This is a genomic window from Klebsiella variicola (assembly GCF_000828055.2).
In the GTDB taxonomy this organism is placed as follows: domain Bacteria; phylum Pseudomonadota; class Gammaproteobacteria; order Enterobacterales; family Enterobacteriaceae; genus Klebsiella; species Klebsiella variicola.
The window spans coordinates 2,916,728-2,940,774 of record NZ_CP010523.2 but is presented as its reverse complement, the minus strand read 5'-3'; the positions used below and the strand labels follow the sequence as shown (position 1 = coordinate 2,940,774).

At 60.5% G+C, this 24,047-nt stretch carries 23 protein-coding genes; 11 read left to right on the top strand and 12 right to left on the bottom strand.

Features of this window, described 5'->3' with window-relative positions; translation table 11 throughout:
* Positions 1-10 precede the first annotated feature (10 nt).
* The 5 genes from astA to SP68_RS13840 are packed head-to-tail and all read left to right on the top strand — an operon-like array spanning position 11 to position 6,298.
* Positions 11-1,033, top strand: coding sequence for an arginine N-succinyltransferase (astA, locus tag SP68_RS13860; protein WP_162499973.1), 1,023 nt, complete (start codon positions 11-13; stop codon positions 1,031-1,033).
* Positions 1,024-2,490 carry a succinylglutamate-semialdehyde dehydrogenase gene (gene astD, locus SP68_RS13855; RefSeq protein WP_040968461.1) on the top strand — a complete coding sequence of 489 codons (1,467 nt, stop codon included), beginning with the start codon at positions 1,024-1,026 and terminating at the stop codon, positions 2,488-2,490. Before astA ends, astD begins: the two co-directional genes overlap by 10 nt.
* A gap of 21 nt (positions 2,491-2,511) precedes the next feature.
* On the top strand, positions 2,512-3,852 hold the full coding sequence (gene astB / locus SP68_RS13850; RefSeq protein ID WP_004148240.1) for an N-succinylarginine dihydrolase: 1,341 nt from the start codon (positions 2,512-2,514) through the stop codon (positions 3,850-3,852).
* Positions 3,853-3,862: 10 nt separating this feature from the next.
* Complete coding sequence (gene astE, locus SP68_RS13845; protein ID WP_008805092.1) at positions 3,863-4,858, top strand: succinylglutamate desuccinylase; 996 nt, start codon at positions 3,863-3,865, stop codon at positions 4,856-4,858.
* A 9-nt stretch (positions 4,859-4,867) separates the two neighbouring features.
* Positions 4,868-6,298 carry an amino acid permease gene (locus SP68_RS13840; protein ID WP_040968462.1) on the top strand — a complete coding sequence of 477 codons (1,431 nt, stop codon included), beginning with the start codon at positions 4,868-4,870 and terminating at the stop codon, positions 6,296-6,298.
* Positions 6,299-6,505: 207 nt separating this feature from the next.
* Here SP68_RS13840 and SP68_RS13835 read toward each other — a convergent pair whose 3' ends face one another.
* On the bottom strand, positions 6,506-7,831 hold the full coding sequence (locus SP68_RS13835; protein ID WP_040968463.1) for an MFS transporter: 1,326 nt from the start codon (positions 7,829-7,831) through the stop codon (positions 6,506-6,508).
* Positions 7,832-8,211: 380 nt separating this feature from the next.
* On the opposite strand from SP68_RS13835, the gene SP68_RS13830 reads away from it, so the two are divergent.
* On the top strand, positions 8,212-9,012 hold the full coding sequence (locus tag SP68_RS13830) for a YdcF family protein (protein WP_040968464.1): 801 nt from the start codon (positions 8,212-8,214) through the stop codon (positions 9,010-9,012).
* Between the two features lie 61 nt (positions 9,013-9,073).
* Here the strand turns inward: SP68_RS13830 and SP68_RS28365 are convergent, their stop codons facing one another.
* A complete protein-coding gene (locus SP68_RS28365) occupies positions 9,074-9,211 on the bottom strand; it encodes a hypothetical protein (RefSeq protein WP_012541908.1) in 138 nt (45 codons plus the stop codon).
* Here SP68_RS28365 and aldA point away from each other — a divergent pair.
* Positions 9,210-10,649 carry an aldehyde dehydrogenase gene (aldA, locus tag SP68_RS13825; protein WP_022066005.1) on the top strand — a complete coding sequence of 480 codons (1,440 nt, stop codon included), beginning with the start codon at positions 9,210-9,212 and terminating at the stop codon, positions 10,647-10,649. The two genes, SP68_RS28365 and aldA, sit on opposite strands and share 2 nt — an antisense overlap.
* A gap of 48 nt (positions 10,650-10,697) precedes the next feature.
* On the opposite strand, the gene gap is transcribed toward aldA, so the two are convergent.
* Positions 10,698-11,696, bottom strand: a complete 999-nt coding sequence (gene gap, locus SP68_RS13820) for a type I glyceraldehyde-3-phosphate dehydrogenase (RefSeq protein WP_040968465.1) — start codon at positions 11,694-11,696, stop codon at positions 10,698-10,700.
* Positions 11,697-11,978: 282 nt separating this feature from the next.
* On the opposite strand from gap, the gene SP68_RS13815 reads away from it, so the two are divergent.
* A complete protein-coding gene (locus SP68_RS13815; RefSeq protein ID WP_002903230.1) occupies positions 11,979-12,137 on the top strand; it encodes a YqaE/Pmp3 family membrane protein in 159 nt (52 codons plus the stop codon).
* A gap of 38 nt (positions 12,138-12,175) precedes the next feature.
* Here SP68_RS13815 and SP68_RS13810 read toward each other — a convergent pair whose 3' ends face one another.
* The 4 genes from SP68_RS13810 to SP68_RS13795 all read right to left on the bottom strand — a co-directional run bounded on the left by SP68_RS13810 (position 12,176) and on the right by SP68_RS13795 (position 14,727).
* Positions 12,176-12,568: a DUF1398 domain-containing protein gene (locus SP68_RS13810; protein ID WP_008805086.1), complete on the bottom strand. Its 393-nt coding sequence runs from the start codon at positions 12,566-12,568 to the stop codon at positions 12,176-12,178.
* A 260-nt stretch (positions 12,569-12,828) separates the two neighbouring features.
* Complete coding sequence (gene yedF / locus SP68_RS13805; protein ID WP_022066006.1) at positions 12,829-13,062, bottom strand: sulfurtransferase-like selenium metabolism protein YedF; 234 nt, start codon at positions 13,060-13,062, stop codon at positions 12,829-12,831.
* Positions 13,059-14,270: a selenium metabolism membrane protein YedE/FdhT gene (yedE, locus tag SP68_RS13800; RefSeq protein ID WP_012541906.1), complete on the bottom strand. Its 1,212-nt coding sequence runs from the start codon at positions 14,268-14,270 to the stop codon at positions 13,059-13,061. Before yedE ends, yedF begins: the two co-directional genes overlap by 4 nt.
* A 103-nt stretch (positions 14,271-14,373) precedes the next feature.
* Entirely contained in the window at positions 14,374-14,727 is a 354-nt protein-coding gene (locus SP68_RS13795; protein ID WP_022066007.1) for a DUF1304 domain-containing protein, read from the bottom strand.
* A 236-nt stretch (positions 14,728-14,963) separates the two neighbouring features.
* Between SP68_RS13795 and SP68_RS13790 the strand changes: the two genes are divergently transcribed.
* Entirely contained in the window at positions 14,964-15,443 is a 480-nt protein-coding gene (locus tag SP68_RS13790) for a hypothetical protein (protein ID WP_162493319.1), read from the top strand.
* A gap of 69 nt (positions 15,444-15,512) precedes the next feature.
* Here SP68_RS13790 and ydfZ read toward each other — a convergent pair whose 3' ends face one another.
* Complete coding sequence (gene ydfZ, locus SP68_RS13785; RefSeq protein ID WP_004151566.1) at positions 15,513-15,716, bottom strand: putative selenium delivery protein YdfZ; 204 nt, start codon at positions 15,714-15,716, stop codon at positions 15,513-15,515.
* Between the two features lie 299 nt (positions 15,717-16,015).
* Between ydfZ and SP68_RS13780 the strand changes: the two genes are divergently transcribed.
* A complete protein-coding gene (locus SP68_RS13780; RefSeq protein WP_008805082.1) occupies positions 16,016-17,044 on the top strand; it encodes a CorA family divalent cation transporter in 1,029 nt (342 codons plus the stop codon).
* Between the two features lie 13 nt (positions 17,045-17,057).
* Here SP68_RS13780 and SP68_RS13775 read toward each other — a convergent pair whose 3' ends face one another.
* Together SP68_RS13775 and malX are read right to left on the bottom strand one after the other, a co-directional pair.
* Positions 17,058-18,230, bottom strand: a complete 1,173-nt coding sequence (locus SP68_RS13775) for a MalY/PatB family protein (protein ID WP_022066008.1) — start codon at positions 18,228-18,230, stop codon at positions 17,058-17,060.
* A gap of 52 nt (positions 18,231-18,282) precedes the next feature.
* Positions 18,283-19,875, bottom strand: a complete 1,593-nt coding sequence (gene malX / locus SP68_RS13770) for a maltose/glucose-specific PTS transporter subunit IIBC (RefSeq protein ID WP_012541901.1) — start codon at positions 19,873-19,875, stop codon at positions 18,283-18,285.
* A 173-nt stretch (positions 19,876-20,048) separates the two neighbouring features.
* On the opposite strand from malX, the gene SP68_RS13765 reads away from it, so the two are divergent.
* A complete protein-coding gene (locus SP68_RS13765; protein ID WP_008805079.1) occupies positions 20,049-21,077 on the top strand; it encodes a Mal regulon transcriptional regulator MalI in 1,029 nt (342 codons plus the stop codon).
* A gap of 39 nt (positions 21,078-21,116) precedes the next feature.
* Here the strand turns inward: SP68_RS13765 and SP68_RS13760 are convergent, their stop codons facing one another.
* Both SP68_RS13760 and manA read right to left on the bottom strand, forming a co-directional pair.
* The gene (locus SP68_RS13760; RefSeq protein ID WP_012541899.1) at positions 21,117-22,676 is read right to left on the bottom strand and encodes a YdgA family protein; all 1,560 of its coding nucleotides are present in this window, start codon (positions 22,674-22,676) and stop codon (positions 21,117-21,119) included.
* A gap of 87 nt (positions 22,677-22,763) precedes the next feature.
* Complete coding sequence (gene manA, locus SP68_RS13755) at positions 22,764-23,942, bottom strand: mannose-6-phosphate isomerase (RefSeq protein WP_008805077.1); 1,179 nt, start codon at positions 23,940-23,942, stop codon at positions 22,764-22,766.
* Positions 23,943-24,047: the final 105 nt, after the last annotated feature.

The window sequence follows — 24,047 nt, the reverse complement described above, 5'->3', positions numbered from 1 at the left end:
ACGGCCTGTGATGCTATTTCGTCCCGTACGGGAAAACGATCTCGACGACATCGTCCGCCTTGCCGCGCGGGCGGGGGTCGGCATGACCTCCTTACCGCATGACGTCGAGCGCCTGGCGGCCCGGATCCGGCGCAGTATCGAGACCTTCGCCGGCGAACTGCCGCGCGGCCAGCAGGGTTTCCTGTTTGTACTGGAAGACACCGCGCTGGCGCGGGTGGTGGGGGTGAGCGCCATTGAGGTCGCGGTAGGCCTGGACGAGCCGTTTTACAATTTTCGCATTCAGAAAACGGTTCGCGCCTCGAAAGCGCTGGGAGTCTATAAGCCTCAGGAGCTGCTTAATCTCAGCTATGACCACACCGGGCACAGCGAACTGTGTACGCTGTTTCTCGACCCGGCCTATCAGCGCAACCGCAATGGTCTGCTGCTCTCCAAGGCGCGCTTTTTATTTATCGCCGCCTTCCGCGAGTGGTTTTCCCCGTACCTGTTTGCCGAACTGCGCGGCTGCAGCGATGAGCAGGGGCAGTCGCCGTTCTGGGATGCGCTGGGCCATCACTTCTTCGACATCCCGTTTGCCGATGCTGACCGGCTGACCGGCACCGGCATGAAAACCTTTATTGCCGAACTGATGCCGGCTTACCCGATCTATATCTCACTGCTGCCGGAAGCGGCCCGCGAGGTCATCGGTCAGGTGCATCCCAATACCGCCCCGGCGCGGGCGATCCTCGAGAAAGAGGGATTCAGCTGGCGCGGCTCGGTGGATATTTTCGATGCCGGACCGGTGCTGGAGGCGAACACCGATCAGATCCGCGCCGTCCGCGACAGCCAGTGCCTGCCGGCCCGGCAGCTGATGGGCGCCCTGCCGGCGCCGACGCTCGTCGCCAACGGTCAGTTCGACAATTTCCGGGCGCTGCTGGTGGCCCACGAAGAGCAGGTCTCACTGGACGCCGCCGCGCTGGACGCGCTGCAGGTCAGTGAAACCGACCGCGTTTATACGGTAACCCTGAATCCAGAGGAAAACAGATCATGGCGGTAAAAGCACAGTTTATAGCCGGGCAGTGGCAGGCGGGCAGTGGGGCAACGATGAGCAAACTGGCCCCGGAGGATCAGTCGCTGCTGTGGCAGGCGGCCAGCGCGGGTGCCGACGACGTCCAGGCGGCCTGCGCCGCGGCGCGCGCGGCATTTTACCCCTGGTCGCACCGGCCGCTGGCCGAGCGTATTGCCGTGGTGGAGCGTTTTGCCGCGCTGCTGGAGACACATAAAGAGGCGCTGGCGACCCTGATTTCCCGCGAGACCAGCAAGCCGCTGTGGGAGACCCGCACCGAAGTACAGGCGATGATCGGCAAGGCCGCGATCTCCATCGAGGCCTATCACCAGCGGACGGGCTTTCATGAGTCGACGCTGCCGGACGGAAAAGCACAGCTGCGCCACAAACCGCACGGCGTGATGGCGGTCTTTGGCCCCTACAACTTCCCGGGCCACCTGCCCAACGGGCATATTATTCCGGCGCTGATCGCCGGGAATACCATCGTGTTTAAACCCAGCGAGCTGACGCCGGCCACCGCCGAAATGACCGTCCAGCTGTGGCAGCAGGCGGGCGTCCCCGACGGGGTGATCAATCTGCTGCAGGGCGGAAAAGCCACCGGCCAGGCGCTGCTGGAAAATCGTGATATCGACGGCGTACTGTTCACCGGCAGCGCGGCGGCGGGTTTCCACTTCCATCGCTATTTCGGCGGCCAGCCGGAGAAGATGCTGGCCCTCGAGATGGGCGGCAACAACGCGCTGATCGTCGCCGACGTGGCCGATGTCGATGCGGCGCTGCATGTGATTATCCAGTCGGCGTTTATCTCCGCCGGGCAGCGCTGCACCTGCGCGCGCCGGCTGATCGTGCCGCGCGGCGAGCAGGGGGATGCGCTGCTGCAGCGGCTGGTCGCGGCCAGCGCGCAGATCCGCGCTGGCAAGTGGGATGACCAGCCCGCGCCGTTTATGGGCGGAGTGATTTCTCTCGACGCCGCGCAGAACATGCTGGCGGCGCAGCAAAAACTGGAGGGGCTCGGCGGCAAGGTGCTGCTGCGCATGCGCCAGCCCGACCCGCACTCCACGGTGCTGACGCCGGGGATCGTCGACGTCACCGGTATCGAGGTGCCGGATGAAGAATACTTTGGCCCGCTGCTGACGGTTATCCGTTATGACGATTTCCCGGAGGCCATTCGCCTCGCCAACCAGACCCGCTATGGCCTGGCCGTCGGGCTGATCTCCAGCGATGCGGCGCAGTTTGAACAGCTGGCGGATGAGGCGCGGGCCGGGATCGTCAACTGGAACAAGCCGCTGACAGGCGCCTCGAGTAAAGCGCCGTTTGGCGGGGTGGGCGCCTCCGGCAACCATCGCGCGGCAGCGTGGTACGCCGCTGATTACTGTGCCTGGCCGATGGCCTCTCTGGTCAGCGATACGCTGACGCTCCCGGCGACGGTATCGCCGGGCCTGCCATTCTGATAACGGATCCTGTGAGGACATATGTCTGGTTTTGAAGCAAACTTTGATGGCCTGGTCGGCCCGACGCACCACTACGCCGGACTCTCCGTCGGCAATGAAGCCTCGCAAAATAACCGCGATGGTCTCTCTAACCCTAAAAAGGCGGCGCTGCAGGGGCTGTATAAAATGAAAGCCCTTGCCGATCGCGGATTCGTGCAGGGCATTCTGCCGCCGCAGCCGCGTCCGAATCTACGTCTGCTGCGCGAAGTCGGTTTCCAGGGCAGCGATGAGCAGGTCATCCGGCAGGCGGCCCACGCGGCGCCGCAGCTGCTCTCCGCCTTCAGCTCCGCCTCGTCGATGTGGACCGCCAATGCGGCGACCGTCTCACCGTCGGCGGACAGCGCCGATGGCAAAGTCCATTTCACCGTCGCCAACCTGAACAATAAGCTGCACCGTATGCAGGAGGCGCCCACCACCTCGGCGATCCTGGGCGCCACGTTCGCCGATCCGCGCTACTTCGCCCACCATGCGGCGCTGCCGCAGCATGGCGACCTCGGCGATGAAGGGGCAGCCAACCATAACCGCTTCTGCCGGGAGTATGACCGACAGGGGGTGCAGTTTTTTGTCTACGGTCGACGCGCCAGCGGCGGGATCGCCCCGGTGAAGTATCCGGCGCGGCAGACCCTCGAGGCCAGCGAGGCGGTGGCCCGCCTGCATCAGCTGGATCCGCGCTACACGGTGTTTGCCCAGCAGGCGCCGCAGGCTATCGATCGCGGCGTGTTTCACAACGACGTCATCGCGGTCAGCAATCGCCATGTGCTGTTCCACCATCAGCAGGCGTTTGTCGATCAGGCGACGGTGCTGGCGACGCTACGGGCTAAAAGCGACAGTCTGGATATCCCGTTCACCAGCGTGGAAGTGCCGGACGAGCGGGTGTCGCTCGATGACGCGGTGGCCTCTTACCTGTTCAACAGCCAGCTGCTGAGTAAACCTGACGGCAAGATGCTGATCGTGGTGCCGGAGGAGTGCCGCCAGCGGGAAAACGTCTGGCGCTATCTGAGCGACCTCGCCGCCGACAGCGCATCGCCGATCGATGAAGTGGCGGTCTTTGACCTGCGGGAAAGCATGCGCAACGGCGGCGGCCCGGCCTGTCTGCGGCTGCGGGTAGTGCTCAACGAGGCTGAACGCCAGGCGGTCAACGCCCACAGTCTGATGAACGACGAGCGTTATCAGCAGCTGACGGCATGGGTGGAAAAACACTATCGCGACCGGCTGCACGCCCGCGATCTGGCGGACCCGCAGCTGCTGCGCGAGGTTTATCAGGCGCTGGATGAGCTGACGCAGATCCTGCGTCTGGGCGCGGTCTATGATTTTCAGCGTTAAGGAGCGGCAGATGGAGCACCTGGTTAACGATTTACTGCACTGCCGCCTGCAGGAGTGGAGCTTCCCGGCGGGCATCGAGGCCCGCTGGCTGGGGGAGGGGATCCTGCAGTTGCTGCCGACGGCGCCGTGGCGCCAGGCGACGATCCTCTCCGCGGGCGTGCATGGCAATGAGACCGCGCCGACGGAGCTGCTGCTGCAGTTGACCCACGATCTGAGCCAGGGGCGGCAGCCGCTCACTCAGGCGCTGCTGATCGTCTTTGGTAACCTGCCGGCGATCCGCGCCGCACGCCGCTATCTGCACAACGACCTGAATCGCCTGTTCGGCGGCCGCCATCTGGCGGTCACCCCGGGGAATGAGTCGCGGCGGGCTTTTGCGCTGGAGCAAGCGGTGCAGGCCTTCTATCGCGCCGCCGATGCGGCGGGTCCGGTCAACCGTAGCCATCTCGATATGCATACCGCCATTCGCGGGTCGCTGTATCGCCAGTTTGCGCTGCTCCCGGCCCACGCCGGGGATTTTTCGCCTGGCTTCTACCAGCTGTTGCAGGCCAGCGGGATGGATGCCATCGTGCGGCATACCGAAGCGGGCGGCACCTTCACCCATTTCACCTGCGAAAAGTTCGCCGCGCAAAGCGCCACCCTGGAGCTGGGGAAAGTGATGCCGTTCGGCGCCAACGATCTCAGCCTGTTCGCCGCTACCGACGCGGCGATCCGGGCCTGGATTTCTGACGCGCCGCTACCGCCGCGCGACAAAGCGCCAGTGGACTACTTCCTGGTCGAGGAGAGCATCATCAAGCGCGAGGGGGAATTTACGCTTAATCTCGCGGCCAACGTTGAGAACTTCACCGCGCTCCCGGCGGGATACGAAATCGCTCGCCAGGCGGAGAAACGGTGGGTGGTGCAGGCCCGGGCCCCCTATATCCTCTTTCCCAATGCCGGGGTCGCCACCGGTCAGCGCGCCGGGCTGCTGCTGCGCGCCGCGGCTCTTCGCCTCCCACAACCAGCCTGAGGAAACACCATGACTGAACATCAACATCAGGCGTCTCCTGCCGCCGGAGGTGAGGGCGCGTCACAGCTTAAACGCGGGCTCGGCGCCCGCCACATTCAAATGATTGCCCTCGGGGGCGCCATCGGCACCGGGCTGTTTATGGGGGCGGGGCGCAACATCGCCGTCGCCGGCACCTCGATTCTGGTGATCTATGTGCTGGTCGGGTTCTTTACCTATATGGTGATGCGGGCGATGGGGGAGCTGCTGCTCACCCGCCATGACTACCGCTCGTTTGCCGACTTTGTCGGCGAGTATCTCGGGCCGCAGGCCAGCTTTTACCTCGGCTGGACCTACTGGCTAAGCTGGGTAGTGACCTGCATTGCCGACGTGGTGGTCTGCGGGAGCTATATGCAGTACTGGTTCCCGGAACTGTCGGCATGGATGCCGGCCCTCAGCATGCTGGCGATCCTGTTCCTGCTTAACCTGCTGTCGGTGAAAATGTTTGGCGAGGCGGAGTTCTGGTTCGCCCTGATCAAGGTGATCACCATTATCGCCCTGATCGGCACCGGCGGCTGGATGATTGCCACTGGCTGGACTTCTCCGGACGGCGTGACGGCTTCTCTCAGCCATCTTACCGACCCGACGGCTTTTATGCCTCACGGTATCACCGGTTTTTTCGCCGGCTTCCAGATAGCGATCTTCTCCTTTACCGGCATTGAGCTGCTGGGCACCATGACGGCGGAGACCCGCGATCCGCAGCGCATTTTGCCCAAGGCGATCAATGCTCTGCCGCTGCGGATTATCATCTTCTATCTGCTGTCGATGGTGGTGATTATCGCCGTCGCCTCCTGGCCGGGGGTATCGGCGGAGACCAGTCCGTTCGTGACGCTGTTTGCCAAGGCCGGGCTGCCTGCCGCCGCGGCGGTGATTAACTTCGTGGCGCTGACCTCGGCGATGTCCTCGGCCAACAGCGGCGTCTTCTCCAGCACCCGCATGCTGTACGGCCTGTCGGTGGAGAAGCATGCGCACTGGCAGTTTCGCATCCTGTCGCGCAATACCCGCATCCCGGTGCGTAGCCTGCTGTTCTCCTGCTTCTGCATGCTGATCGGCACGCTGCTGCTGTTCCTGGTGCCGAACGTGATGACCTTGTTCACCATCGTCTCGACCCTGGCGGCGATTATGGTGGTGTTCAGCTGGGGGATGATCCTCGTGGCCTATCTGGTCTATCGCCGTCAGCGTCCGGACCTGCACGCCGGGTCGATCTTTAAGATGCCTGCCGGGGTGGTGATGAGCTGGGTGAGCCTGCTGTTCTTCGCCTTCGCCATCTTCATCATGATCTTTGACCCGGACACGCTGCTGGCGCTGTTGGCTTCTCCGCTGTGGTTTATTGCCCTGTGGGGCTTCTGGAAGCTGAAGCAGCGGCGTGAGGGGCAACCGACACTGGATAACCAGAGCGCCTGACACTCGCCGGCCAACCTGGCCGGCTAAGCAGGAGGTGAAGACGTTACGTCTGTTTCTGCCCGGTGGCGGCTGACGCCTTACCGGGCCTACTGACTTACTGAGCCTGGGATGAGCGGTTTCCCCCGCGGCGTGATCCCCCCCAGGCACGCGCAAGCGCAACGCCGCCGGGCGGGATAGTCGGCACGCTACCTGCCCAGACGGCTGCGGTTAGGCGCTTTCCGCCCGGGAAGGGGCTGCACCCGGCGCGGACTTCATCCGGCTGGCGCAGAAAATTGCCATCAGCGAAATCACCACCGTAACGCCCAGATAAACGGCCACCGGCCGCCAGTCCCCGTCATATTTTGCCAGCAGACCGGTGGCGATAAGCGGCGCGGTGCCCCCGGCCAGCGCGGCGCCCAGCTGGTAGCCGAGGGTGATCCCGGTATAGCGCACATTGGCGCTGAAAATCTCAGAGCACAAGGTGCCGAGCACCGCAGTTACCGGCGCCCACAGGATGCCGAAGGCAACGACCGTCGCCAGCATGATGCCCCAGCTGGTGCCGGTGTCGAGCAGCAGGAACCACGGAACGATAAACAGCCCCAGCAGCACCACGCTCAGGGTATACATCTTTTGCCGCCCCACCTTATCTGACAGCAGCCCCATCAGCGGGATCATCACGGTGGCCACCAGCGCGCCCAGGGTCACGGATTCCAGCGCCTGCGACTTCTGGTAGCTCAGGGTGGTGGTGGCATAGCTGACCACAAAGGTGGAGAAGATATAGAAAGGGGCGGTCTCCACCACTTTCAGACCGGCGGCAATCAGCACTTCCCGCCAGTGGTGCTTGAGCGTTTCGCGCAGCGGGGCCTTCGCCACCTGGCCGGATTTTTTCACCTGCTTAAAGGCGGGCGTTTCGTCGATATCTTTGCGGATCCACAGGCCGAGAAAAACGAGAACGGAGCTGAGCAGGAACGGTATGCGCCAGCCCCAGGCGAGAAACTGCGCCTCGTCAAACAGGGTCATCAGCGAGACGATAAACGTCGCCATCAGCATGCCGATGGTCACGCCGGCCTGGGGAATGCTGCCGAAAAAGCCTTTCCGCTTCTCCGGCGCGTATTCGTAGGCCAGCAGCAGCGCACCGCCCCATTCACCGCCGATACCCATGCCCTGAATAATGCGCAGGGTTATCAGCAGGGCGGGCGCCCAGAGGCCCACCATCTCATAGGTGGGAAGCAGGCCGATCGCCACCGTGGCGCTGCCCATCAGCGACAGGGTCAGCACCAGCGTCTTCTTGCGGCCGATGCGATCGCCGATATGAGCGAAAATGACGCCGCCGATGGGGCGGATAAAAAACGTCAGCGAGAAGGAGAGCCAGGAGAGGATCAGGCCGATGACCGGGTCGACCATCGGAAAGAAGATTTTGTTGAACACCAGCGCGGCGGCGGTGCCATAGAGAAAATAATCGAACCATTCGATGGCGCTGCCTGTCAGGCTGGCGATCAGGACCTTCTTGTTTTTCTGCAGAATGGATGCAGTGTTGTCTTGTGGATTGCTCATTACGAAACGTTCTCCCGCCACGGTAAATAGGTCAGGTGTCACTCTGCGTAAACAGGGTGCAACCTGGTGTGAAAAGGTTGTGTAATTGTTAAGCAACTTAGGGTTGAAGGTTACAATTGGCAAGTTCATCGCTGGCAAGCTGGGCGTTATGACGCGGTTTGGACTGGTGTAACCGCGACGCTATTTTTTATTTTCCACCTGATTTTGCTGTTTTTTGTTATTTTCATAGTGAGTTGTTCAGGTGCAACCCGCCTGTTTTTAGATGTTTCTTGTTATTTCAAAATGGTTACAAATTAACGCCGCTTTGCCTCCCGCGAGGCGGCGTTTATGATGGCGAAAGCATCCTCTCCGATCGGCTGAGAGGGAATTAAGGAGACAGAATGGCAGAACAATTTCCCCGGCTGTCGGCGGCGACGCTGGCGGCGGCTAACCAGGTCGGCGCCTGGCTGGCGCAGGACGATCTGGCGACGCTGCCCGCGCTGCCGCAGGTGGACGTGGTGGTGCTGGCCGGCAACGCCGTGATCCCGACCATCGACGCCGCCTGCCGGCTGGCGGCGGAACGGGACGTCCCGCTGCTGATCAGCGGCGGCGTGGGACATTCTACGAACTATCTCTACGAGGCGGTGCGCCAGGATACCCGTTACCGTATGTTGCCGGTGGTGGGGCGTCCGGAAGCGCATATTCTGGCCGATATTGCTCATGACTACTGGCACATTCCGCGCTCGCGGCTGGTGGTGGAGGACCAGTCGACCAACTGCGGCGAGAACGCCCGTTTTACCCGGACCACGCTGGAGAACGGGGGGATCCCTCATCGTCGCGGGATCGTCATTCAGGACCCCACCATGCAGCGGCGAACCATGGCCACCTTCGCCCGCGTCTGGCAGGGGGTGGCGACACCGCCACAGTGGCTGAGCTTTCCCGGCTGCTCGCCGGTGCTGGAGCAGACCGATGGTCAACTGGGGTTCGCGGGCGGCGGGGCGGGGCTGTGGCCGGTCGCCCGCTACCTGGCGCTGCTGCTGGGCGAGCTGCCGCGCCTGCAGGATACGCCTGAAGGATACGGTCCGCGGGGGAAAGACTTCATCAGCCACGTCACCTTCCCGCCGGAGATCCTCGATGCCTGGCGACAGCTGCGGGAGGACGGCCAGCTTGCCGGGGCGCTGCAGGCCCGCACCCTCAGCTGAAAACTGCCCGTTTGCGGCAGATTTATCGCAAACGGGCAATTTGTGTTATTGGAATGTAACCTCAACCGGGCATTTTTGGCCCGGTTTTATGAATCAGCTCACAGAACGGCGCCAACGTGCTGCGAAGCCACGGCTTATCCGCCCGATATTTAACAAAAAAATCACTTGTTAAATACAAACGCACTACAGGAGCAGCCATGACAGCACCCGTTCAACACCAAATGTATATTGATGGCCAGTTCGTTTCCGGTCGCGGCGACGGCTGGATCGACGTGCTTAACCCGGCGACCGAAGCGCTGCTGTCGCGGATCCCGGACGGGACTGCTGAAGAGGCGCGGCTGGCGATTGACGCGGCTGAGCGCGCCCAGCCCGCCTGGGAAGCGCTGCCGGCCATTGAGCGTGCGGGTTGGTTACGCAAAATTGCCGCTGGTATCCGCCAGCGTGCTGAAGAGATTGCCGGGCTGATCGTGGCTGAAGGCGGCAAGATCCAGCAGCTGGCTGCGGTGGAAGTCGCATTCACCGCGGACTATCTCGACTATATGGCCGAATGGGCGCGCCGTTACGAAGGCGAGATCGTGCAGAGCGATCGCCCTGGGGAGAATATCCTCGTCTTTAAACGCGCGCTGGGGGTGACCACCGGGATCCTGCCGTGGAACTTCCCGTTCTTTCTTATCGCCCGCAAGCTGGCGCCGGCCCTGATCACCGGGAATACCATCGTCATTAAGCCCAGCGAATTTACGCCCAATAATGCCATCGCCTTTGCCGAGATCGTCCATCAGGTTGGGTTGCCGAAAGGGGTCTTTAACCTGGTGCTCGGCCGCGGAGAAACCGTTGGTCAGGAGCTGGCTGGCAATCCAAAGGTGGCGATGGTCAGCATGACCGGTAGCGTGGCGGCAGGAGAGAAAATCATGGCCGCTGCGGCGAAAAATATCACCAAAGTGTGCCTCGAACTCGGCGGCAAAGCGCCAGCCATTGTGATGGATGATGCGGATCTGGAGCTGGCGGTGAAAGCGGTGGTGGACTCGCGGGTGATTAACACCGGGCAGGTGTGTAACTGCGTCGAGCGGGTCTATGTTCAGCAGGGCATTTACGACCGCTTCGTCAACCGCCTCGGCGAGGCGATGAAGGCCGTGCAGTTTGGCGACCCGGCGACGCGGGATGACATCGCGATGGGGCCGCTGATCAACGCGGCGGCGCGGGACCAGGTGGCGGGTAAAGTGGCGAAGGCGGTGGCGCAGGGGGCGCGGGTGGCGCTGGGCGGCCAGCCGCTGGAGGGCAAAGGCTATTTTTATCCGCCGACCCTGCTGCTGGATGTGCGTCAGGAGATGGACATTATCCACGAGGAAACCTTCGGGCCGGTGCTGCCGGTGGTGGCGTTTTCGACCCTTGATGAGGCGCTGGCGATGGCCAATGACAGCGACTATGGCCTGACCTCCTCGATCTATACCCGCGATCTGAACGTGGCGATGAAGGCGATTAAGGGACTGAAGTTCGGCGAAACCTATATCAACCGGGAAAACTTTGAGGCGATGCAGGGTTTCCACGCCGGCTGGCGCAAATCGGGGATCGGCGGCGCTGATGGTCGCCACGGGCTGAATGAGTACCTGCAGACCCAGGTGGTCTATCTGCAGGCCTGAGGTACTTAACTCCGAGCCGGCGGGCAGCTCAGGCGGCCCGCCGTTCGCTTAGCGGGCGAATTTCTCCAGCACGCGGATCAACTGGGTGACGAAGCCGTATTCGTTATCATACCAGGCGACGGTTTTCACCAGCTGTACGCCGCCGGCCTCCACAATCTCCAGCTGGGTGGCATCGTAGATCGAGCCGAAATGGCTGCCGATAATGTCGGAAGAGACAATCTCTTCTTCGGTGTAGCCGAAGGATTCATTGCCCTCAGCCGCCTGCTTCATCGCCTGATTGACCTCATCCGCAGTCACTTTTTTCTCCAGCACCGACACCAGCTCTGTCACCGAACCCGTTTTTGTCGGCACACGCTGGGCATGGCCCTTCAGTTTACCGCTCAGGGCGGGGATCACCAGGCCGATGGCCTTTGCCGCACCTGTGGTGTGCGGGATGACGTTTTCTGCCGCCGCTCTGGAGGCGCGCAGATCTTTGCCGCGCGGCCCGTCCACCAGCGACTGGGTGCCGGTATAAGCATGGATGGTGGTCATGGTGCCCACGGTGATGCCGAAGGCATCCTGGAGGACTTTGGCCATCGGCGCCAGGCAGTTGGTGGTGCAGGAGGCCACGGAGATGATTGTGTCATCCGGGGTCAGGGTGTCATCGTTGACGTTGTAGACGATGGTTTTCATCTCGCCAGCGGGGGCGGAAATCAGCACTTTGCGCGCGCCGGCCTGGAGATGGGCCTGCGATTTCTCGGCCGAGGTGTAGAATCCGGTACACTCCACAATCACCTCGGCGCCTGCCGCCTGCCATGGAATATGCTGCGCCTCTTTTTCGGCATACACCGTAATGGTTTTGCCGTTGACGATCAGCGCATCTTCTGTAAAGTCGACGCTCCACGGGAAGGGGCTGTAGTTTGAATCATGCTTTAACAGGTAGGCCAGCACCTTTGGCGAGGTGAGGTCGTTGATAGCCACCACTTCCAGGCTGCTGTCGACTTCTAATAAACGGCGTAACACCAAACGTCCGATACGACCAAATCCATTAATCCCAAGTTTACTCATGGACATTCTCCGGTTGGTAAAACGACTCGATGTGATAAAACTCCTCCAGGCTTAGTCCTGTCCCCCTGATTGGTCAACTGACAATCTGTGCGGTATGCCAGCGCTTGCGGGCCGGGGAGGAAAAAAGTGGATGTTTTCCCGGCCTTTTTTAGCGCTGACGGCAGGGAATAATTTTTGTTACCGGAGATGAGGGGGCCGCCTGCTGGCGAAGCGGTGAAAAGCGTCTATGCTTAACTATTGAATAGCTTAGTAAAATATTGACGTTAGACGAAGGGAGAGGTTATGGGATTCTGGAGAATCGTTTTCACTATTATTCTGCCGCCGCTGGGCGTACTGCTGGGGAAAGGCTTCGGCTGGGCGTTTATTCTCAACATTATTCTGACCCTGCTGGGCTATATTCCTGGCCTGATCCACGCTTTCTGGGTGCAGACCCGCGACTGAGGGGCGAGCAGATAACCACGCCTCCCCCTGGGACCCGCTCAGGGGGGCATCAGGCTCTCTTTATACAGCAGCGTATTATCCTTCGACCAGTAGTGCCGGGTCTCCTCTTCCAGATCAACAATCCACTTAAACACGCCGGCGCTGGCGAGATCCTTGCAGTACTGTTCAAAGTTGATGGCGCCGGCAAAATGGCGGATGACCGCGGCCGAGGTCAGTCGATGGCTGGGGGCGCTGCGCACGCGTAGCAGGCCGCGGGCGCTTTTTATCGAAATCACCTCGTCGTTTGCCATCACGAAATTCATATTGCCGGTGGAGACAAAATAGATGTAGTAGGAGACCTGATGCCGGCGGAGTTCACTGGCGAAGGTGGTAAAATCGGCATCCGCGCGAACCTGTTCGAAAAAGTGACCCAGCCTTGCCAGCAGTTCCATTTCAATCCTTGTTGTGTTGTTGCTGCGCATGGTTTCGGCGTCTGTCGGCATAAACCATTCACACGTTTACTTATTCGTATTTTAATAATATAGGCGCGTTATATTAATGGTTATTATGTAACTGGAACACCGTTTCAAGTGTTACAAGCTATTGCAAAGGTTCGCAGGGGATCCTCGAGGCAGGCAGAAGGTGTGGTAAGACGGGAAGGGGCGAAATTAGCGCCGGCGATGTTCGTCGCCGGCGGGGTCATGAGCCGCGGCTATTTCTGGATCAGATAGCGAATGGTTGGGCCATCCTGCTGAATATCCAGCACCGTATAGCCGTGGTTCCTGACATCGAGTGGAATGTTATTGATCGACTGCGGACAGTCGCTGACCACTTCCAGGATCTCGCCTTTTTGCAGGGAGGGCATCGCTTCCAGAGTGGCCACGGCCGGATAGGGACAGGGTTCGCCGACCATATCCAGGCGATAATCAGGGATGATGTTTTTCATGCGCTCTCCTTCACGGTCCGGACCGCCGTCGACTGGCGGCGGAAAAAATGTCTTTCCCAGGCGATCACCAGCAGCAGGGCGATCAGCAGCAGCAGATAGGTCGCCAGCAGCCCGCCGAAGGGACCGAAGGCGTTCAGCAGGTTGATTTTTTGCCAGTGGGTGGCGAGCGGAGCGGCGATATCGTCCCAGCACCAGGCGAGCAGCGTTGAGCCAATGACATTGCCCAGCCCAACCCACCAGTAGTGAACCTGGCCCTCCACCGCACGATACATCCAGCCGGTTTCACAGCCGCCGGCCAGCACGATGCCAAAGCCAAACAGCAGCCCGCCAATCGCCGCATTGGGACCGGCCCACATAATTTTCGGCGCCATCCCCAATTGCACATAGCTAAAGATACCGATGGCGCTCGCCGCCATGCCGAAGATAATCGCCTTCGCCATCACCGTCCGGCCGGTGATCCACATATCGCGAAAGGCGGAGGTAAAGCAGATCTGCGCGCGCTCGATAAGCAGACCGAAGCCGATGCCGAACAGCATCGCCAGACCGAGCGCCGGGTGGTCTGCGGCGGTGAGCAGGCCCCAGCCGATCATGGCGAAAAAGATCACCATCCCCAGCCGGAAACGGCGGCGCGCCTGCTGCGGTTTTTGGGTTAACGGCGAGGCGGCGGACACCTTTTGCATTTTTACCGGAATGCGAAAAAGGGGCAGCAGCGTGAAGCGGGCGCCAAACCAGGAGCCGATGGCGGTGGCGATGGCAAACAGCCAGGCGTGCAGGGAGAACTGCGGAATACCGGTGAAAAAAGCCGCCAGATTGCAGCCCATCGCCAGACGTGCGCCGAACCCGGCGATGATGCCGCCTGCCACGGCCTGCACAATGCGGATCCGGCTGCGTGGAAAGCGCAGTTTGACGTTATTGGCCCATAGCGCGGCGGCCAGGCAGCCGCCGAACATGCCGATGATCATCCTGCCATCGATGCGGGTCAGCGGCGTCCCTTCGAGATGAATCAGCTGGTAATAGCCCCACTGTTCGCTGTGGACGCCCAGCAGTTGCAGCAGTTGACCACCCCAGCGGGTGAATTCGCCGGTCACCGCCCAGAAGGTGCCGGTGATGCCAAAATAGTAGGTGGAGAGGATGCCCGCCGCGATGACCGCCGGGACAGGGGACCAGAACCGGATAAGCCAGGCCTGTTTGAAGGATTGCCATGTCATAAAAATGCCTCTGAACTCAGAAGGTATTAAAGGTCGATGACCGACCGAAGGGGGCAAATAGTACCCGCCTCAGCGCCTGCTTTCTCTGTTTTGGATCAAGGCCCTACGCTTGCGCCACCACGGCAAGCAGCGCCAGCAGTGCGGGCAGCGCCTGAATATAGAGAATTTTGCGGCTGGCGGTTAGCGCGCCGAAAATCCCGGCGACCAGCACGCAGGCCAGGAAAAAGATAACCACCTGCACCCCCGGCGCCCCCAGCCACAGCCCCCACGCCAGGCCGGCGGCCAGAAAACCGTTATACAACCCCTGGTTGGCCGCCAGCACCCGGGTCTCCCGGGCGAAATCGGCGCTGAGGTTAAAGGCCCGGCGCCCGGCGGGGGCTTCCCAGAGAAACATCTCCAGCACCAGGATGGCGAGATGAATAATAGCGACCAGCGCAACGAGGAGAGTGGCTAACACAGCAGTCCTTAATCAATAAGATGAATGTGTCTGCAGTATAGCTGCAAGCGCTAACGAAGCGGGAGCGCCGCTGCTATAGTGCAGATAGGGTCATGTTTTCTGCCGCGACCAGCGTCGGTTATCTGATTGCCCTTCGGTTTAGTTTAGCGGTGCTAGTATGCCGGGTTCTTTTTTACGGGTGTGGTGTAGGTTGCTGAATGTTAAATAAATTATGGATTTTGTTATCAGGGCTACTGGTGGTTGCCATGCCGTCGGCGCAGGCCGGGGAATTAAACCTCTATTCGATGAATACCGGCTCCTATGTTTATCATATGACCGGTAACCACGGACAATATAACGAGCATTTCAATAACAATTTTTTCTCGGTGGAGCGCAAGTTTTCTCAGGATTCAAAATACAGCGTGCTGGTCGGAACGATGAAAAACAGCTTTGACGATCGCTGTTTGACCCTCGGCGTGCGCCGCGACTGGCTGAAAAACGATACCGGCTGGGTGCTGAAAGGGGTGTATGCCTATACCGGGGAATTTTTCTTTGACGCCTTCAGCCACTGTGGGGATTCCGGCACCTACCGCACCGCCAAAAAAATCACCGGCGTCGGTTTTTCGCCCTACCTCTATCATGGTCTGCAATATAACTTCACCGATTATTTCGGTGTGGAAGGCGGCATTATTGTGCCGGCGATCTTTGTGATGAGTATTCAGTGGAGCTTTCGCTAGCCGCTTTATTATCCGGGAAAAGAGCAGGCCGCCTCAGGTGGCCTGCTACTGATGACCTGGCGGCAGGAATTAATGGAAGCCGAGACGGATCAGATCTAACGGGCAAAAGCGGCCCTCGCAGCCGTCGATTTCAACGCAGTCCGCCCGGCGAAGCTGCTCGGCGGTTTTCCCTTCACCATGGATAGCTTTAATCACGCCTGTTGTGCCGTTACCGGCGATCATTACCATGCTGCCGGTAGCAATAGCGTTACGATTACGGTCATAGGTTTTCATGGTCTCCTCCTCAATAAACCAGGGTAAGCAATGATTAAGCGGCTAAAGTAATACGCTTTTTTTCCTAAAAAAGTTTTGAGGATAATCAAATTTATTTTAATAACTCCGGAGCGAAAAGGGCCACAAGTCCCCTCTATTCGCGCCGATCGCATCGCCTGCGTGGCGCGCGACACTGACGGCAATATGTCATTCAGGTTACTGTTTTATGACCAGATTATTAACCTTGCCAGCCCGAGGAAAATAGCGAAAGATGGCGCTATTCGGGCATCAACAGTGCCAGTGCGTGTCCTGAGGGAGCCATGAGTCAAGACGTCACCGCGAAGATGTTAAAGCCCGATTTTGATAGTGAAGTTTCCGGTCTGGTGCATGGTTATCTGTTTCATGAACAGCGCCCCCCGCAGCCCATCGCCTCTGGCGAGGTGTGCGCCCGTTATCAGGCGCTCGCCGATGACAAGGCGTTTATCTGGTTACACCTGAATCTCAATCATGCCACCGCCGAAAAATGGTTAACCAGCCACTTTCCGGTGGCGGACTTTTTCTTCGAGGAGATCCGCAGCGGCTCGCACACCACCCGCATTGAGCGACAGGGGGAGAATCTGTTCGCTGTGCTCAACGATGTGCTGTTTCGTCCGCAGGATACCAGTGCGGAAACCGCCACGCTGTGGCTCTACTGTAGCCCTAAGCTGGTGGTGACGGCGCGCTTCAAACCGTTGCGGTTTATCGAATGGATGCTGCCGCGTCTGCAGACGCTCAGGGTGAATACCTCTACCGAGCTGCTGGCTTTTCTGCTGGAGGAGCAGGAGGAGGTGCTGGAGCAGGTCGTCCGCCAGGCCAGCCGCCATGTCGACCTTATTGAAGAGCGTCTCCTGAGCAATCACGTGCAGCGCAACCGGGCCGATCTGGCACGGCTGCGGCGGATGCTTTTGCGTTTTCAGCGGCTGCTGGCGCCGGAGCCGGCGGCGATGTTCCGTCTGCTTAACCGGCCGCCGGCGTGGATGGATCGTGCAGTGGTGCAGGCGTTTCGTCAGTTCACCGAAGAGTTTAGCGTGGTGCTCAACGACCTGTCCGGCCTGATCGAGCGTATCAGTCTGCTGCAGGAGGAGATTGGCGCCCGCCAGCTGGAGCAGAGCAACCGCACCCTCTACACCCTGACGGTGATCACCGTTCTCGCGCTGCCGATTAACATCGTCGCCGGTTTCTTCGGCATGAACGTCGGCGGGATCCCGCTGGCGAGCAACCACCACGGGTTTATTCTGCTGGTGGTGATAGTCGCCATCTTTACCCTCGGCGCCGGCTACCTGGCATTCCGCCGGCGCGATGACCTGTAGATTGCGCGTCGAATCAGCTGAGGCTGCGCAGGGCGGCAATCAGTCCTTCGACACCGCGTTCCAGCTTCTCGCGCGGGCAGCCGACGTTGAGGCGCAGAAAGCCGTTGCCCTCAGGACCATAGGTATAACCCGGCATAATCGCCACCTTCTGTTCGGCGATCAGCGCCTGCTGTAGCGCGTGGTCGTCGATGTTCAGGGGGCGCAGGTCGATCCACGCCAGGTAGGTGGCCTCCGGCGGCTGCCAGCAGAGTGCGGGGAAGGCATTGTTAAGCGTAGCGGCGACATAGCGCATATTCGCCTGCAGATAGTCACGCAAGGCGTCGAGCCAGGGAGCCCCGTCGCGGTAGGCGGCGATATGGGCGACCAGCGCCGGCACGGAGGGAGAAGAGAGCCCGTCGCGGGCCTTCAGCGCCTGCAGGTAGCTGTCGCGCGCGTTCGCCTCGGGGATAAAGCCATAGGCCCCGGTAAAGGCCGGAATATTAAAGCTCTTCGAACCGGAGGTGAACAGCGCCCATGGCCCCTGAGCGACCTCGCTCCACGGGATATGGCGGTGTTCGCCCCAGGCCATGTCCATATGAATTTCGTCGCTAATCACCCTGACGCCATGTTTTTGACACAGGGCCGCCATGGTTTGGAGCTCCTCGCGACGCCAGACTTTCCCCGTTGGGTTGTGCGGGCTGCACAGCAGCAGCAGGGTATTCTTCGGTTCCGCCAGCACGGCTTCCAGGCGGGCCATATCGCAGTGCCATTGATTATTCGTCAGGGTCAATGGCACCGGGGCAATCTCCCGGCGGTTAGCGGTGATGGTCTTATAGAATGCATCGTAGGCAGGGGTATGGACGACGACGCCGTCGCCTTCGCTCGACCACTGGCGGATGGTTTCCGCCACCATGTAGATAACCGACGGCCCGTAGACCACCGTTTGCGGATCGATGACGCTGTTAAACCGGCTGGCGTACCAGTGGGCAATCGCCCCGAGAAACGCCTCGTTCCGCCAGCGACTGTAGCCGAACACCCCGTGGGCCAGCCGCTGGCTGACGGCGTCGAGAATGCAGGGCGCGGTGGCGAAATCCATATCGGAGATGGTGAACGGCAGCAGGTCGGCGGCGCCAAACCGGTCGGCGACATAGTCCCACTGTGTGCACCAGGTACCGTGGCGGTCGATGGGGGTGGCAAAATCAAACATCGGAACTTCCTTAGCGAATGTCCCCCTCCGCGCGGAAGGGGGACCAGTGGGGTCAGGCCTGAACAGTATTCATCAATACGGCCATTTCATCTTTTACTGACTGCACCTGCGGGCCAATAACCACCTGCAGGTTATGCTGATTGAGCTGAACCACCCCGATGGCGCGATGGGCTTTCAGCGCGGCGGCGTCCACTTTGCTCATATCGTGTACCGACAGACGCAGACGAGTAATGCAGTTATCCAGCGAAACAATGTTCTCGGCGCCGCCGAGCGCCGCCAGAATCGCCGGCACGTTATAGCCGGATTTGCCGATGGTACCGGCGACGGCTTTCTCCACGCTGGCGGCGGTGTCGATATCGCGGCCCGGCGTTTTCAGATTGAAGCGGGTAATGGCGAAGCGGAAGATGGCATAGTAGACCGCGAACCAGATAGCCGCCACCACCGGCACCAGATACCACTTGGTCGCCAGGCCATGCAGGATGCCAAACACCACGAAGTCAATGATATTGCCGTCGGTGTTGCCGATGGTCACCCCGAGCACCGCCATGATGGTAAAGCCGAGACCGGTCAGCAGCGCGTGGATGACATACAGCACCGGCGCGACGAACAGGAACAGGAACTCCAGCGGCTCGGTGGTTCCGCCGACCACGCAGGCGATGACCCCTGAGATCAGCAGGCCTTTAATTTTATGCCGGTTTTCCGGTCGGGCGCAGTGGTACATCGCCAGCGCGGCTCCCGGCAGGCCGCCGAGGAAGGCCGGCATTTTACCCTGCGACAGGAAGCGGGTGGCGCTTTCGGAGAAGCCGTGGGTGGTTGGGCAGCTTAGCTGCGCCTGGAAGATGGTCAGCGCGCCGCTGACGCTGTGGCCGCAGACGTCGAGGGTACCGCCGGCTTCAGTGAAGCGGATCAGCGCCACCAGGATGTGGTGCAGGCCAAACGGCAGCAGCAGTCGCTCGCCGGTGCCGAAGATCATCGGGCCAAAATCCCCGGCGCTGTTGATCATCTTCCCGAGGGCGTTGATCCCCATGGCGAAGACTGGCCACACCAGCGGGATAGCCAGCCCGACCAGACCCAGCACCACGGTGGTGATGATCGGCACGAAGCGGGTGCCGCCGAAGAAGGCCAGGGCGTCCGGCAGGCGAATGTTATGGAAGCGTTCATGCAGCAGCCAGACGATAATCCCGGCGATAACCGCGCCGAGGATCCCGGTATCGATCGACGGAATACCGATGATGTTCTGGATATTGTTGGCCTTCAGGATCGCGGCGTCGGTGGTGGGCAGAATGCCTTTCGCCGTCAGCCAGAAGTTGACCGCCAGGTTCATGACCGCGTAGCCGACAAAGCCGGCGAAGGCGGCGACGCCTTTGTTCTCCCGCGCCAGTCCCAGCGGGATGGCGATACAGAACATGACCGGCAGGAAGCTGAAGGCAAAGGAGCCGACTTTGCTCATCCAGATAAAGATGGCCTGCAGCAGCGGCATATCCAGCCACGGCAGCAGCGTCAAAACATCGTGACTGCTTAATGAGCTGCCGATCCCCAGCATGATCCCACAAAACGAGAGCAACGCTACGGGCAGCATAAAGGTTTTTCCGAGCTGCTGGAAAAACTCCCATAAAGTGATTTTTGGTGCTGTTTTCGCCGTCATAACACGGTTCCTGATTCTCAAGTGGTCGGGAAGAACTAACGCCACGGCAAGATAAAACGTTTTACCACTTTTTAGTGCGATAAAAATCACATAATCAAGCGATAATAAGGTTTATAAAGATCGCACAATGATAAAACGTTTTATCGACAGGCAAGGGAGTCAGCCAGCACGTTATGGCTATCGCAAAAAAGATCACCATCAATGATGTGGCGCAGGCCGCCGGGGTCTCCGTGAGCACCGTCTCGCTGGTGCTGAGCGGTAAAGGGCGCATCTCCAGCGCCACCGGCGAGCGAGTTAATCAGGCCATCGAACAACTGGGATTTGTGCGCAACCGCCAGGCCGCCTCGCTGCGTGGCGGGCAGAGCGGGGTGATTGGCCTTATCGTTAGCGATCTGTCAAAGCCGTTTTACGCCGAATTAACCGCCGGCCTCACCGACGCCCTGGAAAGGCAGGGGAAAATGGTGTTCCTCACCCAGGGCGGGCGCAGCGGCGAGAAGATAGATCAGCGGTTTGATACCCTCGCGGCGCAGGGGGTCGACGGGGTGATCATCGCCGGGTCGATCGATCGCGGGAGCGAACTGCGCGAGCGGGCCGCGCAGGCCGGCGTGCCGCTGGTGTTTGCTTCCCGCGCCAGCTACCTTGACGATGTCGACCTAATCCGCCCGGACAACATGCAGGCGGCGCAGCTGGTGACCGAGCATCTTATCCGCCGCGGCCATCAGCGGATCGCCTGGCTTGGCGGGCAGAGCTCGTCGCTGACGCGCGCCGAGCGGGTCGGCGGCTATTGCGCCACCTTGCTGAAATACGGTCTGCCGTTTCACAGCGAATGGGTGCTGGAGTGCGAGTCGAGCCAGAAGCAGGCGGCGGAGGCGATGGCGGGGCTGTTGCGCCAGAACCCGACCATCACCGCGGTGCTGTGCTACAACAACGTGGTGGCCACCGGCGCGTGGTTTGGTTTACTGCGGGCCGGAAGGCAGAGCGGAGAGGATGGCGTCGAGAGCTATTTCGAACAGCGGGTGGCGCTGGCGGCCTTCGCCGACGTGCCGGAGGCGGCGCTGGATGACCTGCCGCTCACCTGGGTAACGACCCCGGCGCGCGAGATGGGGAAAACCCTGGCAGAGTCGATGCTGCGACGGCTGGAGGAAGGCACCGGCGAGGCGCGAAACCAGATTATGCCGCCGCGGCTGGTGACACGGAAGTGAGGGAGACGGCGCGCGATGGCCGTCTCCTGAGACGATAAGTTACGGCTGCGGGGCGGCGTCGTCCTGCTGAGGAGCGGCGTCATCCTGTTGCGGCTGTCCTTCCTGCGGCGCCGCGTCCGGTTGAGCAGGCGCTTCCAGACCAAACATCGCGGCAAAATCCTCCAGCGGCATTTTCTGTCCGTTCAGCGTCACCTGGCCGTTAGCGTACTGCAGGCTGCTGCTGATGGCGTTATCTTCCATGGTGGTGATGCGGAACATCTGGCCCATCGCCGCCAGGCCTTTGACCTGCTGATCGGCGAGTTTGGCCGCATCGGCTGGCTGGTAACCTTCCAGACCGGCGATTTTGGTCATCAACTCCGTCGCCATATCCACCGGGATCACCACCTTGCCGTCAAGGGACTGCACCACGCGATCCAGACTGTCCGCCAGGGTCTGCGGTGGGGTGGTCACCTGAGCCGGATCCTTCAGCAGAACCGACAGATTCAGGGTACTTTCCCCTTTGGCATTGCGCCAGCTCAGCGGAGAGATGGTCACCGATGGGTTGCCTTTAAGCAGGATCGGCAGCGCATTGAACAGGGTTTCGGTTAACGCCTGCTGGTACAGTTCCGGGTTTTGCGCCAGTTCCGGTTTTGCCAGCAGCGCCTGAGACTGTGCGCTGTACTGCTGACTAAACTGGTGCCACGCCTGACCGTCGACATTATCCACTTTCAGCGTCAGTTTGCCGCTGCCCATATCCTGCCCCTGCAGCTTGAGGCTGTTCACGGTGTAGTTCACCTGGCTGTTCACGCCTTTGCCGTCCTGGGTCAGCGTCGAGCCGCCGTCCAGCGCCATCCCGTCAACCAGCGCCAGCTCTTTGCCTTCGACGCTGATGGCCAGTTTATCGAGGGTCATTTTTTGCTGGCCGATACGTTCGTTGAAGCTGGCCAGTTCGGTGGCGCCGTCGGTGGTCAGGTTGACGAAGCGCAGCTGTACCTTCTGATTATATTCGTTGAGCGCATCGATCTGCCCGCTGCCGGCCTGGCCCTTCAGGCTGATGTTTTTGCCGTCGCGGTCGGCGTCGAGCTGGAACTGACCGCCGCTGAAGGTGACTTTCTCATCACCTTTGGCATAGTCGAGGGCATTGAGCACGATCGCCGACTGGCTGTCGCCGCTGTAGGCGATGCGTGTATCGACGGTAAAGGGAGTGTTGCCTTTGGCGATCTCGAACAGCGCCTGGCTGGCATCATTTTTCACCAGCGTGGTGTGGACCGAGGCCATCGCCGGCGCCAGATTAAAGGTTTTTAATGAGGCCAGCGGGAAGGGTCCATGATCGACCACCTCGTCAAGTACCACGCTCTGTCCGGTGGCCAGCCAGCTGTTGGCCTGACCGGCGATCGGCTTAACCACCAGCTGCAGATGGCTGCTGAACAGCCCGCGCTGGTAATTCTGATAGCTCAGCTCCAGACCTGATTCCGGCGCGCTGCTGCGTAGCTGCGCGTTAGCCTGCTGCACCATATCGGCGATCCGGCCTTCCAGCTGTTTGCCGGTGTACCAGGCGCCGCCTGTCCATACCACGCCCAGCGCCACGATGATGCCTGCTGCGACCAGCGATTTTTTCATAGCATTTGTCCATAAATGAAGCCAGGCGGAGAGACCGCCTGGCTGAGTTGTCATCATTCAGTAAGCGCGACCTGAAAGGTCAGTCACTTACTGGAGCTTATTGAACACGCGCGCCACGCGGCCGCGTCCGCTGACCTGCACCGGTGATTCGTTGGCGGCCACGAAAGCCGACTCGCCCGGCTTGAGCGTCAGGCTCTGGTCACCTTTGTGCAGTACGGCTTCGCCGTCGACGCAGAAAATAATCGCCGCGCTCGCCTGAGCCAGATCGCTGGCCTCGGCGGAGAGGTCGTGCAGCGAGAAGGCAAAATCTTCCACCGGGATCGGGAAGTCCAGCTCTGCGCCGTGCTGCTGCGGCTGGGTCAACAGCTCACCCGCCGGTTTGGCTTCGAACTTGACGTTAGCGACCAGCTCAGGAATATCAATGTATTTCGGCGTCAGACCGGCACGCAGTACGTTATCCGAGTTGGCCATCACCTCCAGCGCCACCCCCTGCAGATAGGCATGCGGCGTTTCGGCGAACAGGAACATGGCTTCGCCAGGGTTCAGCTTCACCACGTTCAGCAGCAGCGGCGAGAAGAGGCCGCTGTCGTCCGGATAGAATTCAGCGATCAGACGGATAGTCTGCCACGGTTCGCCCTGTTCACGGGCCAGTACGTCGCGCAGCACCTGCAGCGCCTTGGCTTTTTCCTCACCCTGCATATTGAGCAGGCTGGCAAACAGCTGGCTCAGGTGAGTCGCGTCCGGCTGCTGCAGGAAGGCGCCAATCGCCGGATGCGCGCTAGCCACCGGCTGCAGCAGGGTGACAATCTCGCTGAACTCGCGAAACGCATTCATCGCCAGGAACGGCGTCAGGGCAAAAACCAGCTCCGGCTTGTGGTTTGGATCTTTATAGTTACGCTCGGCGGCGGAGAGCGGGATGCCGGCGGCGTTCTCGCGGGCGAAACCTTCTTCCGAGGCCTGCTTGTTGGGATGGACCTGAATAGAGAGCGGCTGAGCGGCGCACAGCACTTTAAACAGGAACGGCAGCTCACCAAAGCGGGCGGCAACCTTGTCGCCGAGCAGGGCGGTTTTATCCGCGTCAATCACCTCGCGCAGCGAACGCGGCTGGCCGTCGGCCGCCAGGATCTGCGAGCTGCTCTTCGGATGCGCCCCCATCCACAGCTCCGCCATCGGCAGGTTGTCCGGGTTGGCAATGCCATACAGTTCAGTTAAAGCGGTGTGGCTTCCCCATGCGTAGTTCTGTACGGCGTTGATCAGCTTTTGCATTCTCATTCCCTGTATCAATCAAAGTAAAAATTATTGCTCTATTAAACCAGTAAACCGTGGAGAAGCAACTGCTGAAAGAAAAAGTCGTCCCTGTCTCAGTTTTTG

What these genes read in the sequence shown, in the direction of transcription:
- astA (WP_162499973.1), top strand. Translation starts at nt 11, where the DNA reads ATGCTATTTCGTCCCGTACGGGAAAACGATCTCGACGACATCGTCCGC.
- astD (WP_040968461.1), top strand. Translation starts at nt 1,024, where the DNA reads ATGGCGGTAAAAGCACAGTTTATAGCCGGGCAGTGGCAGGCGGGCAGT.
- astB (WP_004148240.1), top strand. Translation starts at nt 2,512, where the DNA reads ATGTCTGGTTTTGAAGCAAACTTTGATGGCCTGGTCGGCCCGACGCAC.
- astE (WP_008805092.1), top strand. Translation starts at nt 3,863, where the DNA reads ATGGAGCACCTGGTTAACGATTTACTGCACTGCCGCCTGCAGGAGTGG.
- SP68_RS13840 (WP_040968462.1), top strand. Translation starts at nt 4,868, where the DNA reads ATGACTGAACATCAACATCAGGCGTCTCCTGCCGCCGGAGGTGAGGGC.
- SP68_RS13835 (WP_040968463.1), bottom strand. Translation starts at nt 7,831, where the DNA reads ATGAGCAATCCACAAGACAACACTGCATCCATTCTGCAGAAAAACAAG.
- SP68_RS13830 (WP_040968464.1), top strand. Translation starts at nt 8,212, where the DNA reads ATGGCAGAACAATTTCCCCGGCTGTCGGCGGCGACGCTGGCGGCGGCT.
- aldA (WP_022066005.1), top strand. Translation starts at nt 9,210, where the DNA reads ATGACAGCACCCGTTCAACACCAAATGTATATTGATGGCCAGTTCGTT.
- SP68_RS28365 (WP_012541908.1), bottom strand. Translation starts at nt 9,211, where the DNA reads ATGGCTGCTCCTGTAGTGCGTTTGTATTTAACAAGTGATTTTTTTGTT.
- gap (WP_040968465.1), bottom strand. Translation starts at nt 11,696, where the DNA reads ATGAGTAAACTTGGGATTAATGGATTTGGTCGTATCGGACGTTTGGTG.
- SP68_RS13815 (WP_002903230.1), top strand. Translation starts at nt 11,979, where the DNA reads ATGGGATTCTGGAGAATCGTTTTCACTATTATTCTGCCGCCGCTGGGC.
- SP68_RS13810 (WP_008805086.1), bottom strand. Translation starts at nt 12,568, where the DNA reads ATGGAACTGCTGGCAAGGCTGGGTCACTTTTTCGAACAGGTTCGCGCG.
- yedF (WP_022066006.1), bottom strand. Translation starts at nt 13,062, where the DNA reads ATGAAAAACATCATCCCTGATTATCGCCTGGATATGGTCGGCGAACCC.
- yedE (WP_012541906.1), bottom strand. Translation starts at nt 14,270, where the DNA reads ATGACATGGCAATCCTTCAAACAGGCCTGGCTTATCCGGTTCTGGTCC.
- ydfZ (WP_004151566.1), bottom strand. Translation starts at nt 15,716, where the DNA reads ATGAAAACCTATGACCGTAATCGTAACGCTATTGCTACCGGCAGCATG.
- SP68_RS13780 (WP_008805082.1), top strand. Translation starts at nt 16,016, where the DNA reads ATGAGTCAAGACGTCACCGCGAAGATGTTAAAGCCCGATTTTGATAGT.
- SP68_RS13775 (WP_022066008.1), bottom strand. Translation starts at nt 18,230, where the DNA reads ATGTTTGATTTTGCCACCCCCATCGACCGCCACGGTACCTGGTGCACA.
- malX (WP_012541901.1), bottom strand. Translation starts at nt 19,875, where the DNA reads ATGACGGCGAAAACAGCACCAAAAATCACTTTATGGGAGTTTTTCCAG.
- SP68_RS13765 (WP_008805079.1), top strand. Translation starts at nt 20,049, where the DNA reads ATGGCTATCGCAAAAAAGATCACCATCAATGATGTGGCGCAGGCCGCC.
- SP68_RS13760 (WP_012541899.1), bottom strand. Translation starts at nt 22,676, where the DNA reads ATGAAAAAATCGCTGGTCGCAGCAGGCATCATCGTGGCGCTGGGCGTG.
- manA (WP_008805077.1), bottom strand. Translation starts at nt 23,942, where the DNA reads ATGCAAAAGCTGATCAACGCCGTACAGAACTACGCATGGGGAAGCCAC.